Origin of the sequence: Nocardioides sp. J9 (genome assembly GCF_007829375.1) — a bacterium.
In the GTDB taxonomy this organism is placed as follows: Bacteria; Actinomycetota; Actinomycetes; order Propionibacteriales; family Nocardioidaceae; genus Nocardioides.
The window spans coordinates 31,310-42,699 of the sequence record NZ_VLJQ01000078.1 but is presented as its reverse complement, the minus strand read 5'-3'; the positions used below and the strand labels follow the sequence as shown (position 1 = coordinate 42,699).

Genomic DNA, 11,390 nt, shown 5'->3' with positions numbered 1-11,390 from the left:
CAAGGACGCCGAAGGCGCCGCGCAGCGGGCGAGCGGAGCGAGCTCCTTGACGGCGGGGGACGGACGGCTACGGTGCGCGGCCGCCGAGACCGGCCACCAGCGAGAGTCACCCGGGCGCCCGCCGTACTGTGCCCACCACAGCCCGCCACGCAGGCCCGGAGGTTTCGAGGCTCCTCGCTAGCGCTCGTCGCACCTCAACCACCGGGGGAAGGCTTGCCGCCAGGCGAGGGCTGGACTTACGCAAGGCAACCGCGCGCGGCAGCGCGGCGCCCGCGCCGAAGGCGCGTCGAGAGCAAGTGCGGGCCGAGCCTGCGAGCGCCCGCGCGCAGCCCTCGACAGGCGACGCGCTCGCGCCACCAGCACCGCGAGGCTCTCGCTAGCGCTCGACGCACCTCAACCACCGGGGGAAGGCTTGCCGCCAGACGAGGGCTGGACCTACGCAAGGCAACCGCGCGCGCGGCAGCGCGGCGCAGGGGCGTCGGCACAGCACCAGGGGGCGGGCCTCACAGCAGCTCCACCGGCTCGCGGTCCGCGCCGGAGTCGACGACGGCGACGTCGCGGTCCTCGATGGCGCAGTGCCAGGCCCAGCAGAGCTGGCCGGCGGCGACGCCGATGAGCGCGGCGGTGGCGAAGCCGAGGGCGGAGCCCTCGAGGTGCGGGGTCACGGCGACGGCGGTGACGGCGTTGAGGACGAGCGCGAGGAAGGAGGACATCGAGACCACGGCGCCGAGCCGCTCGGGGAACAGGTCGAGCAGGAGCAGCTGCATGGTCGGGTAGGTGATGCCGTTGCCGAGGGCGAGGAGGCTGACGCCGACGACGGCCCACGGCAGCTCGTCGGCGCCCGGCGAGGCGGCGACGAGGACGCCGACGACACCACCGACGAAGGCGGTGGTGCAGCCGATGGAGGTGAGCCGGCGCGCGGTGATCCGGCCGGCGGCGCGGCCGCAGATCCAGGAGCCGACCATCATGCACCCGATCATCGGGACGAAGAGCTTCCAGAAGTCGAGCTCGCCCTGGCCGAGCACGTCGACGACGAAGATCGCGGCCCCGCCGATGTAGAGGAACTGCGCGCCGAAGATCAGGGCGGTCGACCACGCGAGCCGGTGGAAAGCAGGCCGACGGGCGACCGCGGCCAGGCCGCCGACGACGGCCCCCACCCGCAGGGAGGTACGACGCTCGCGCGGGTGCGTCTCCGGCAGGAGCACCACGACGGCGAGGATCAGCGCGACACCCAACCCGGCCTGGAAGACGAACACCAGCGGCCACTCACCGAGCTGGAGGACGAGGCCGCCGACGATCGGGCCGATCGCGGGCGCGATGCCGAAGATGACGGCGACCCGGCTCATCAGCCGCTGCGCGGTGGCGCCGGTGAAGAGGTCGCGGATCACGGTGCGGCTCACGATCGTGGCGCCGCCGGCGCTGAGGCCCTGGACGGCGCGCCCGACGAGGAGCCAGGCGAGGCTGGGGGCGAAGGCGCAGGCGACGGACGCGGCGACGTAGACCGTCAGCGACACCACCATGACCGGTCGTCGCCCGACGGCGTCGGAGATCGGCCCGTGCAGGACGCTCATCACCGCGAAGGAGGCGAGGTAGACGGTGACCACCAGCTGCAGCTGCGCGGCGCTGGTGTCGAGCGCGTCCTCCATCTCGGCGAACGCCGGGAACGGGGTGTCGATGCTGAACGGGCCGATCATCGACAGGCACGCCAGCACGGCGGGCACGAGGACCAGGAGCCGCCACCCCGGGCGGTCGGCGGTGGGAGTCGTCACTCGGGCTATCAGATCACCTCAGTCGTCGACGTACTCCAGCAGGTCGCCGGGCTGGCACCCGAGCACCCGGCACATCGCCTCGAGGGTGCTGAAGCGGACGGCCTTGGCACGGCCATTCTTGAGGACGGCGACGTTGGCGGGGGTGAGCCCGACCTTCTCGGCGAACTCCCCCACGCTCATCTTGCGGCGGGCGAGCTCGACGTCGATGCGCACGACGATCGCCATCAGATGACCTCGTCCAGCTCGGACTGCAGGTCGCGGGCCCGGCTGTCGAGCGCGACCGCCTGGGCGAGGAGGAGGCGCAGCACGTGGACGAGCAGTGCGATCCCGGCGACGACGAGCGCGATGCCGCAGACGAGCCCGACGATGCCGGGCGCGACCGCCTCCCCGGGTGCGAGCACGACGGCCAGCGCGAAGGTGAGCACCGCCCCGACGGCGGTGGCGCCGGTGACCACGTCGACGTACCGGAAGGCCGCGTGGGAGAAGACGGTGCCGCGGCGCACCATCGTCGAGAGCCGCCACAGGCACACCGCGACGACCTGCAGGCAGCCGATGCCGAGCACGATGATCGTGACGACCGAGGCGCGGGCGACCGGTGGCGCTCCGTCGAGGTCGACCCACAGCAGCGGCATCATCACCCCCTGCACGAACACGGACCCGAGCAGGGCGCAGGCCAGGACGACCTTGAGGGCGATCACTGCGCGCTTTCCCACGAGCAGCTCCTTCTATCGGGACACGGGAGGAACACATCGACTGTCGTCCATGATCTATCGAAAGTCAATAGGTCACCACAGTGATGCACCACGCGGACGGGTGCCGCGGCGGGTCCCGGGTACCTCGACCACTGCCCCACCCCGCCCGACCTCGTTAGACTCGAGAGGATGCCGCAGCCCGTGCACTCGACCCTCGGAGAGATCGACCTGCACCTCGTCGCGGAAGGCCGCCACGAGCTGCTCTGGCAAGCCCTCGGCGCTCATGTGCGCGAGGAGCCCGAGCCCGGCACGAGCTTCGTCGTGTGGGCCCCCAACGCCCGCAACGTCAGCGTCATCGGCGACTTCAACGGCTGGGACGGCGGCGCCCACCGGATGGTCGCGATCGGCAGCGGGCTGTGGGAGACGTTCGTCCCCGGCGTGGGGTCGGGCGCGACGTACAAGTTCGTCGTCGAGGGCGCCGACGGCGTGTGGCGGCACAAGGCCGACCCGATGGCGTTCCACGCCGAGGTGCCGCCGGCCACCGCATCGCGGGTCTTCTCCAGCACCCACGTGTGGGCCGACGACGAGTGGCTCGCCCAGCGCGCCCAGCGGCAGCCGGTCAACGAGCCGATGGCGACCTACGAGCTGCACCTGGGGTCGTGGAAGCGGCACCCCGACGGCTCCTTCTGGACCTACGACGAGCTGGCGGACCCCGAGCACGGCCTGCCCGGCTACCTCGCCGACCTCGGCTTCACCCACGTCGAGCTGATGCCCGTGATGCAGCACCCGTTCGGCGGGTCGTGGGGCTACCACGTGACGTCGTACTTCGCTCCCGACGCCCGCTTCGGCGACCCCGACGGCTTCCGGCGCCTCGTCGACGCGCTGCACGCCGCCGGCATCGGCGTCATCCTCGACTGGGTGCCCGGCCACTTCGCGACCGACGAGTGGGCGCTGGCCCGCTTCGACGGCACCGCCCTCTACGAGCACCCCGACCCGCAGCGCGGCTGGCACCCGGAGTGGGGTTCCTACATCTTCGACTTCGGCCGCCCCGAGGTCCGCAACTTCCTGTTCGCCAACGCGCTCTACTGGCTCGAGGAGTTCCACGTCGACGGCCTGCGCGTCGACGGCGTGGCGTCGATGCTCTACCTCGACTACGGCCGCAACCACGGCGAGTGGCAGCCCAACAAGTACGGCGGCCACGAGCACCTCGAGGCCGTGCAGTTCCTGCAGGAGCTCAACGCCACCGCCTACAAGCGGGTGCCCGGCATCGTCACCATCGCCGAGGAGTCCACTGCGTGGCCCGGCGTCACCGGCGCGACGTCGGGCGGCGGGCTCGGCTTCGGCTTCAAGTGGAACATGGGCTGGATGCACGACAGCCTCGGCTACCTCAAGCACGACCCGATCCACCGCGCCTACCACCACGGCGAGATGACCTTCTCGCTCGTCTACGCGTTCTCCGAGAACTACGTGCTCCCGATCAGCCACGACGAGGTCGTGCACGGCAAGGGCTCGCTGGTGCGCAAGATGCCCGGCGACCGCTGGCAGCAGCTGGCGACGCTGCGCGCCTACCTCGCCTACATGTGGTCCCACCCCGGCAAGCAGCTGCTGATGATGGGCAGCGAGTTCGCCCAGGAGTCGGAGTGGGCCGAGGCGCGCGAGCTCGACTGGTGGCTGCTCCAGAAGCCCGAGCACCGCGGCGTCCTCGACTTCGTCCGCGACCTCAACGCCCGCTACCGCGAGCAGCCCGCGCTGTGGCGCCTCGACAACGACCCGGCCGGCTTCGCCTGGATCGACGGCCAGGACGCCGGTCACAACGTCCTCTCGTTCGTGCGCCGCTCCGGCGAGGAGGGCGTGCCCGACCTGGTCAGCGTCACCAACTTCGCCGCGGTCCCCCACGACTACCGCCTCGGCCTCCCGGTCGCCGGCACGTGGACCGAGGCGCTGAACACCGACGCGGAGGCCTACGGCGGCAGCGGGGTCGGCAACCTCGGCGTGGTGCACGCCGAGCCGGCCGCCCCGATGGAGGCCGGCGCACCCGGCGGCAGCCCCGCGTACGCCAACCTCGTCCTCCCGCCCCTCGCCACGCTGTGGCTCGTGGCACCCCGCCCCGAATTGCCACCGATCCACTAGGGTTCGGGCTGTGTCGGACCAGCCTCAGATCAGCCACGCGACCGTCGACGACGGCACCGCCCGGCTGACCTGGACCTCGGACCTGACCGACCGCGGCTGGCAGGCCGCCGTCGACGTCGTACGACGACAGGTGGCTGCCGCCCTGACCGACCACGAGCGGGTCGAGGTCAAGGTCGCGGTCGACGACGCCGAGGCACAGCGCATTGCGACCTGGTCCGGGTTGCGCCGCGAGGGCGTGCAGCGCGGCCGCACCGGTGACGTCGTCGTCTACGCCCGGCTGGTCGACGACCTGCCGGTGCACGAGCCCGGCGGCTTCCGCAGCCTGCTGAACTCCTTCCTGCCGCGCAAGCGCGGGATCGCGCAGATGCTGGTCCGCGACGACACCGCCGGGCCGGACGGTCCGCGGGTGCTGATGTGCAACCTGACCTACAAGACCGACTGGGACCTGCCCGGCGGCGTGATCGAGGTCGGCGAGTCGCCGCGCCTGGGCGTCTCCCGCGAGGTCGAGGAGGAGCTCTCCCTCGACATCGCGGCGGGCGAGCTGGTGCTCACCGACTGGTTGCCGCCGTGGGGCGGGTGGGACGACGCGATCTGCCTCGTCTTCGACGGCGGGGTCCACCCGGCCGCGATCGCCGACCAGGTGGTCCCACAAGCCCGCGAGATCACGACCGCCGCGTTCCTCACCCTCGACGAGGTCGAGGAGCGGGCCGCCGACTTCACCGCCCGGCGGGTGCGAGCGGCGCTGGCGAGCCTGGCGGGGACGGGTCCGGCGTACACCGAGTCGGGTCGCTGACCCTGCCCCGGCGGCGTGCCTGCGCGACGAGCACCCCGAGCACGAGGATCGCGCCGCCGGCGAGCTCGCCGCGCGCCGGGACCTCGTCGAGGAGCAGCCACGCCGAGCCGATCGCGACCGGCGGCACGAGCAGGATCCACGGCACGACCGCCGAGGACGGGTTGCGCGACAGCAGCCCGTTGAACAGGCCGTAGCCGACGAGCGAGGCCAGCCCGGCCGTGTAGAGCGTGGACAGCGCCGCGCGCCACCCGAACGCGGCGATGCCGTCCGCAACCGCCGCGGGACCATTGAGGACGAGGGAGAGCACCACCAGCGGCACCGGCACCACGAGCGCGGACCACACCGTGAGCGACAGCCCACCGGTCGCCCCGGAGGCGCGCGAGACGACGTTGCCGATCGCCCACATCAGGGCCGCGGCCAGGCACAGCAGCAAGGCGATGGCCGGCACGTTCCCGCCCCGCCCGAGGCCGACCACGACCAGGCCGACCACCCCGAGCAGCACCCCCGCGACCTGCGGGCGGGTCGGGCGCTCGCGCAGCGCCACCGCGGCGATCGCGATGGTCAGCACGACCTGGGCCTGGAGCACGAGCCCGGCGAGCCCGGGCGGCATGCCGGCGTCCATGGCGACGTAGAGGAACGCGAACTGGCCCAGTGACATGAAGACGCCGACCGCGGCCACCGTGCGCCACGGCACCGGCGGGGGCGGCAGCAGGAAGACCGCCGGGAGGACCACCGCGAGGAAGCGGGCGGCGAGGAAGAGCAGTGGCGGGACCTCGCCCATCCCCCAGTCGATCACGACGAAGTTGAAACCCCAGACGACCGCGACGAGGGCGGCGAGGGCCTGGTCCTTGTGACTCACGTGCTCCAGCATCGTCGCCACGACCGTGAAGCACCAGCAAACAGTTGTGCGTGATTCCGTGTAGCGTTGCTGCATGATCGACCTCGACGCCCTCGCCGGCCTGCGTGCCGTCGCGACCCACGGCTCCGTCGTCGCCGCGGCCGCCGCCACCGGCTTCACCCCGAGCGCGATCTCGCAGCAGGTCAAGCGCCTCGAGCGGCAGACCGGGGTCCCGCTGCTGGAGCGGGTCGGCCGCGGGGTGATGCTCACCAGCCACGCCCAGCACCTGGTCGACGCCGGCGAGCGGGTGCTCGCCGACCTCGAGCAGCTCGAGGCCGGCCTGCAGCAGCGGGCCGGCGTCGTGGCGGGCCGGGTCCGGCTCGCGGCGTTCTCCACCGCGATGCGCGGGCTCGTCGCGCCCGTCGTCCGGTCGCTGCGCGACGCCCACCCCGACCTCGCGCTCACCCTCGTCGAGCGCGAGCCGTGGGAGGCCGTCGACCTGGTGGCGTCGGGCCAGGCCGAGCTCGGCATCGTGCACCGCTGGGGCGGGGTGCCCCTGTCGGTGCCGGACCACGTGGTCAGCACCCCGGTCGCCACCGACGTCGCCGACCTCGTCGTGCACCGCGACGACCCGCTCGCCGCGCGTGCGTCGGTGACGCCCCACGACCTGCTGGACGTCGGCTGGATCGCCACGCCCGAGGGCACGATCTGCCGCCAGTGGCTCTCCCGGATGTACGACGGCACCGGGCGCCCGCCGCGGGTGGCCCACGTCTCCGCGGAGTTCGAGTCCCACCTCGCGCTGGTGCGGGCCGGCCTCGGCGTCGCGCTGGTCCCGCGGATGGGCCGGGCGCCGCTGGGCGAGGACCTGGTCGCGGTCCGCGTGCTCGACCCCGAGCCGGTGCGCCTCGTCGACGCCCTGCACCGGCGCACGATGGCCGACTCCCCCGCCGTGCAGGCGGTGCTGGCGGCCCTCGCCGGGCTCAACCCGGCTCAGTCGGATCCGACAGACCCCACGGGGCCGGCAGGCCCGACGACCGAGTCGCCGGCCGGGAGCCGGTCGAGCACCTCGCGGGCGAAGTAGGTCGCGCCGGCCACCGCGCCGGGCATCACCGCGATCCCGCCGAGCGGAACCAGGAAGCAGGCCTGCACGCAGACCCCGAAGCCGGTCACCGCGCCGCGGTGCGCCTTGAGCAGTGCGGCCCGCTCGGCGCGGTCCATCCCGCGCGCCTCGAGCGGGCGGGACACCAGCTCGTTGGCGAGCAGCCGGCCGGCCAGCACGAGGCCCACCGCGAAGCCGACGAAGGCGCCCACCAGCGGCAGGAGGCCGATCACGAAGACGAGGACCGCGGTCACGACGCCGAGCAGCACGAGCTGGAGCCCGTCGACGATGCCGCGCAACCAGCCGACGCCCTGGTCGGGGACGTCACCGCCGAGGGAGACCTCGACCTCCTTCCAGATCTTCTCGTAGAAGGGGTCGCCCACCGCGAGGGTCAGGCCGGTGAAGGTGACGATCGCGAGCATCCCGGCCCCGGCGAGGACGAGCACGAAGAGCAGCGCCCGGAAGGTCGTGCGGACCGCGCCGGCCCAGTCGTCGGCGAACGGCGTGGCCCAGTCGATGAGGTCGTCGGCGTACATGACGAGCAGGACGAGGACCGTCAGCACCAGGGCACCCACGATCAGTGCGGGCACGATGCCCAGCAGCATCAACCCCGGCCGCTCGCGCCACAGCCGCATGCCCTGCAGCAGGAAGCCCGCACCGTCGCGGACCCCGAGCCCACGCTGGGCCGGCATCAGAACAGGGCCGAGGCGAGGGCCTGGCGACCCTTGAGCACCCGCGGGTCGTCGTTGCCGACCGCGCCAAAGAGCCCGACGAGGTGCTCGCGGGCCTTGTCCCGCTCCTTGCCGGACGTGCGGCGGACCAGCTCGACGAGGCGCGCGAACGCGTCCTCGACGTGGCCGCCGAGCATGTCGAGGTCGGCAACCAGGGTCTGCGCGTCGACGTCGTCGGGGTTCGCCGCCGCCGCGGCCCGGGCTGCGTTGAGGTCGACGCCCTGGGTGCGCTGCAGCACCTTCGCCATCGCCAGGCCGGCCGCGGCCTCCTGGTCGGCCGGGTTGGCGTCGACGAGCTTCTGGTACTCCGCGACCGCGGTGTCGATGTCGCCGGCGGCCAGCGCGTCCTGCGCCGGCGCGTAGCGCGGGTCGACCTGGGGCTCCTCGCCCTCCTCGCCGCTCGGTGCGGCGCCGAAGGCGTTGGGCTGGTGCCGCCCGGCGATGCCCTGCGCGGTGAGCTGCTGGGCGAGCTGGTTGAACAGCGCGCGGATGTCGTCGATCGGCGCCGCGCCGGGGATCGGCTGGGTCGCCGGCCGGCCGTCGAGGATGACGAGCATCAGCGGCACCTGCGGGATCTGCATCGCCTGCGCGATCTGCGGGACGGCGTCGACGTCGATGGTCGCGGCGAGGAACCGGCCGTCGTACTCGTCGGCCACGGTGGCGACGTCGCGGGCGAGCTGGGCGCTCTCTGGCGACTGCGACGGCGAGTGGAAGACGAGCACGACCGGCGCCGTCATCGACGCCTCGAGCACGCTCTGGAAGTTGGCCTCGTCGACCGCCACGGAGTACGCCGAGCTGCTGCCGGCGCCGCTCGCAGGCCCGCCTGCGGGGGCGCCGGGCGCACCGCCGGCCGGTGCCGCGCCGGGGGCCTGGGCGGCGGGCCGCTTCAGCGCCGAGAGGTCGATGGCTCCGGGTCGGGAGAACGGCTGCTGCGTCATGGCAGCAAATCCTACGGAACCGGCGTCAGTTGGGGACGCGCGGCCCGCGCAGGCCCGAGCGCTGGACGACCCGCTGGATGGCGAGGTCGCGCTCGTCGGGGCGTCCGACGTACCGGATGTCGCGCAGCCCCTGCTCCTGGGCGGCGGACTCGAAGCAGAAGTGCCCGAAGCCGAGCAGCCGGCCGTGCAGCGGCTTCTTCACCGAGATGTCGAGGATCCGGCTCAGCGGCATGGTGGCCAGGCTCTGCGAGAGCACGCCGTGCACCCGGAAGACCCGCATGTTGGTGATCACGAAGCGGTCGCGGAGCACGGCCAGCCCACCCCAGGCGGCGTGCCCGAGCAGGCCGACGGCGAGGACGATGAGGAACCAGGCGACCTCGACGGCGACGAACCAGCTGCCGACCAGCAGCACCATCGCGAGCGCGGCCTCGGCGGCAGGACGCAGGTAGGCGAACCAGTGGTGGGTCACCTCGTCGACGACGACCTCACCCTCGTCGCGCAGCAGGTGCTTGCCGATCCTCGGGTCGCCGAGCCGCAGGACGACCCCTGCGACGAAGCTCATGGGCGCCCCGGCTCCCCGGGCGTCAGCCCATGGCGCCGACGAAGTCGATGACCCCGTCGAACGCCTTCGTGGTCAGGTCCCACCCGTTGCTCGCGGCGCTCTTGGACGTCTCGGCCAGACCGGAGGGGTCGGTGAACATCCAGAACCCGAGGAACACGACCACCACGAGGGCGATCAGCTTCTTGGCGTCCATCGGCGGGCGTCTCCATCCTGGTCTGGGTCGCTGGGGGCACAGCTCGTCACATTGGTACCAAAGGTCCCACCCGTCGCGCGGGAGGCGCGCTGGGCTCAGCCGCACCAGCCCGGGGCGAGGCCGTTGGCCGCCGTCGGCGCCGGCACCGTGCCGGCGCGCAGCCAGGCGTCGAAGAACCCGTCGAGGTCCTGCCCGCTCACGGTCTCGGCCAGCGCCTCGAACTGCGCGGACGTGGCGTTGCCGTCGTGGTGGTCGGCGACCCAGCGCCGCAGCAGGGTGCGCATGGTCGTGGCGCCGATCCTGTTCTGCAGCGCGGCCAGCGTGAGCGCACCGCGCTGGTAGACGGCCTGGTCGAAGATCCGGTCCTTGCCCGGGTCGCCCAGGTCCAGCCTCCAGAACCGGTCGCGGCGGAACCCGCACAGGCCAGCGTAGGTGTCGCGCAGCTGGTCCACCACGGACAGCCCGCCGTGCGCTGCCTCCCAGGCGTACTCGGCGAAGGTCGCGAAGCCCTCGTTGAGCCACATGTCGCGCCACCGGCGCAGCGACACGCTGTCGCCGAACCACTGGTGCGCCACCTCGTGCACGACCACGCCGGGGTAGATCCAGGCGCCGTACGTCGGCCGGGTCTGGTTCTCCAGCGCGAAGTCGACGTCGATGGCGGTCACCAGCCCGCCCGTGGAGGTGAACGGGTAGTCGCCGAGCCACTTCTGCAACCAGTCGGTGACCGGGCCGGTGCGGCGCAGCTGGCGCAGCGCGCGGGCGCGGGTGCCGCTGGGGAGCTGGCGGGAGACGGCGTAGAAGTAGGGGATCCCCTGGGCCGTGCGACCGCGCTCGGTGACGAAGCTGCCGGCAGCGAAGTAGGCGAGGTAGGTCGCCATCGGGTCGCTCATCCGCCAGTGCGTCGTGGCCCGCTTGCCGTGCACGACCCGCTTCAGGCGGGTGCCGTTGCTCACCACGGTCTTGCCGCGCGGCACGTTCACCCGGATGTCGAAGCGCGCCTTGTCGGAGGGGTGGTCGTTGGACGGGAACCACCACGGCGCCATGTGCGGCTGGTTCATCGTGACGACCTCACCGGCGTTGGCCAGCCAGCTGCGCTCGCCGGCATAGCGGTGGGCGCCGGGGCGGCCGCGGTAGGTCACGTCGACCTCGAACACCGTGCCGGCGCGGATCGCGCGGGCCGGGACGACCCGCAGCTCGTGCGGGCGCGGCCGCGAGAAGCGCGCGGCGCGGCCGTCGACGCGGACGCGCGACGCCGGCAGCAGCAGGTCGAGCGAGAAGCTGGCGAGGTCGCGCTTCGCGCGCATCGTCGCGACGGTGCGTCCGCGCAGCTCGCGCTTCGCGAAGTCGTAGCGGACCCGGACGTCGTAGTGCAGGGCGTCGGTGCCGCCGTTGCCGTCGAGCGGCCAGTAGGGGTCGGGGCCGCGCACGGAGCCGGCGACCGCCTCGCGGGGCAGCGCCTGCGCGGAGGCGCCGGCGAGCCCCGGGACCACGAGCATCATCAGGACCAGGAGGACCGACCGCCAGCGCACGACGTCACCCTACGGCCTCGCGGCCGGTAAATAGGTTGCCGCGTCGCCTGGCTGCGGGGACCATCGGTCCCGTCGTCCGCAGCCCGCGGACCCGTCGAGAGGAGCGTGACATGTCC

At 73.0% G+C, this 11,390-nt stretch carries 12 protein-coding genes; 3 read left to right on the top strand and 9 right to left on the bottom strand.

All coding sequences use genetic code 11. From position 1 onward, the window contains the following. Positions 1-503: 503 nt before the first annotated feature. From L615_RS13160 to L615_RS13150, 3 genes are read right to left on the bottom strand one after another with little or no spacing between them, the layout of a single operon-like run. Positions 504-1,769: a multidrug effflux MFS transporter gene (locus L615_RS13160; RefSeq protein ID WP_145725339.1), complete on the bottom strand. Its 1,266-nt coding sequence runs from the start codon at positions 1,767-1,769 to the stop codon at positions 504-506. A gap of 18 nt (positions 1,770-1,787) precedes the next feature. Further along, positions 1,788-1,994 (bottom strand): helix-turn-helix transcriptional regulator, encoded by a 207-nt coding sequence (locus L615_RS13155; protein ID WP_028655806.1) that lies wholly within the window; start codon positions 1,992-1,994, stop codon positions 1,788-1,790. Beyond that, complete coding sequence (locus tag L615_RS13150) at positions 1,994-2,482, bottom strand: DUF2975 domain-containing protein (RefSeq protein WP_145725338.1); 489 nt, start codon at positions 2,480-2,482, stop codon at positions 1,994-1,996. Before L615_RS13150 ends, L615_RS13155 begins: the two co-directional genes overlap by 1 nt. Positions 2,483-2,650: 168 nt before the next feature. On the opposite strand from L615_RS13150, the gene glgB reads away from it, so the two are divergent. Beyond that, positions 2,651-4,591: a 1,4-alpha-glucan branching protein GlgB gene (gene glgB, locus L615_RS13145; protein ID WP_084255153.1), complete on the top strand. Its 1,941-nt coding sequence runs from the start codon at positions 2,651-2,653 to the stop codon at positions 4,589-4,591. A 10-nt stretch (positions 4,592-4,601) separates the two neighbouring features. After that, entirely contained in the window at positions 4,602-5,384 is a 783-nt protein-coding gene (locus L615_RS23340) for an NUDIX domain-containing protein (RefSeq protein WP_186449853.1), read from the top strand. Here L615_RS23340 and L615_RS13135 read toward each other — a convergent pair. Beyond that, entirely contained in the window at positions 5,308-6,243 is a 936-nt protein-coding gene (locus tag L615_RS13135; protein WP_186449852.1) for an EamA family transporter, read from the bottom strand. The two genes, L615_RS23340 and L615_RS13135, sit on opposite strands and share 77 nt — an antisense overlap. A gap of 73 nt (positions 6,244-6,316) precedes the next feature. Between L615_RS13135 and L615_RS13130 the strand changes: the two genes are divergently transcribed. Beyond that, the gene (locus L615_RS13130; protein WP_084255155.1) at positions 6,317-7,303 is read left to right on the top strand and encodes a LysR family transcriptional regulator; all 987 of its coding nucleotides are present in this window, start codon (positions 6,317-6,319) and stop codon (positions 7,301-7,303) included. Here L615_RS13130 and L615_RS13125 read toward each other — a convergent pair. From L615_RS13125 to L615_RS13110, 5 genes are all read right to left on the bottom strand, one after another. Further along, the gene (locus L615_RS13125) at positions 7,213-8,013 is read right to left on the bottom strand and encodes an EI24 domain-containing protein (RefSeq protein ID WP_028655809.1); all 801 of its coding nucleotides are present in this window, start codon (positions 8,011-8,013) and stop codon (positions 7,213-7,215) included. The two genes, L615_RS13130 and L615_RS13125, sit on opposite strands and share 91 nt — an antisense overlap. Then, on the bottom strand, positions 8,013-8,990 hold the full coding sequence (locus L615_RS13120; protein WP_028655810.1) for a co-chaperone YbbN: 978 nt from the start codon (positions 8,988-8,990) through the stop codon (positions 8,013-8,015). The genes L615_RS13125 and L615_RS13120 overlap by 1 nt, the downstream gene beginning before the upstream one ends. A gap of 25 nt (positions 8,991-9,015) precedes the next feature. After that, positions 9,016-9,552 (bottom strand): PH domain-containing protein, encoded by a 537-nt coding sequence (locus L615_RS13115; RefSeq protein ID WP_036517821.1) that lies wholly within the window; start codon positions 9,550-9,552, stop codon positions 9,016-9,018. A 22-nt stretch (positions 9,553-9,574) separates the two neighbouring features. Then, positions 9,575-9,745, bottom strand: a complete 171-nt coding sequence (locus L615_RS23335) for a hypothetical protein (RefSeq protein WP_157514891.1) — start codon at positions 9,743-9,745, stop codon at positions 9,575-9,577. 95 nt (positions 9,746-9,840) lie between these two features. Next, positions 9,841-11,274, bottom strand: coding sequence for a M1 family metallopeptidase (locus L615_RS13110; RefSeq protein WP_145725337.1), 1,434 nt, complete (start codon positions 11,272-11,274; stop codon positions 9,841-9,843). Positions 11,275-11,390: the final 116 nt, after the last annotated feature.

Bases quoted from the DNA above. Each gene is read 5' to 3' on its own strand.
- L615_RS13115 (WP_036517821.1), bottom strand. From the start codon at position 9,552: ATGAGCTTCGTCGCAGGGGTCGTCCTGCGGCTCGGCGACCCGAGGATC.
- L615_RS13130 (WP_084255155.1), top strand. From the start codon at position 6,317: ATGATCGACCTCGACGCCCTCGCCGGCCTGCGTGCCGTCGCGACCCAC.
- L615_RS23335 (WP_157514891.1), bottom strand. From the start codon at position 9,745: ATGGACGCCAAGAAGCTGATCGCCCTCGTGGTGGTCGTGTTCCTCGGG.
- L615_RS13120 (WP_028655810.1), bottom strand. From the start codon at position 8,990: ATGACGCAGCAGCCGTTCTCCCGACCCGGAGCCATCGACCTCTCGGCG.
- L615_RS13125 (WP_028655809.1), bottom strand. From the start codon at position 8,013: ATGCCGGCCCAGCGTGGGCTCGGGGTCCGCGACGGTGCGGGCTTCCTG.
- L615_RS13155 (WP_028655806.1), bottom strand. From the start codon at position 1,994: ATGGCGATCGTCGTGCGCATCGACGTCGAGCTCGCCCGCCGCAAGATG.
- glgB (WP_084255153.1), top strand. From the start codon at position 2,651: ATGCCGCAGCCCGTGCACTCGACCCTCGGAGAGATCGACCTGCACCTC.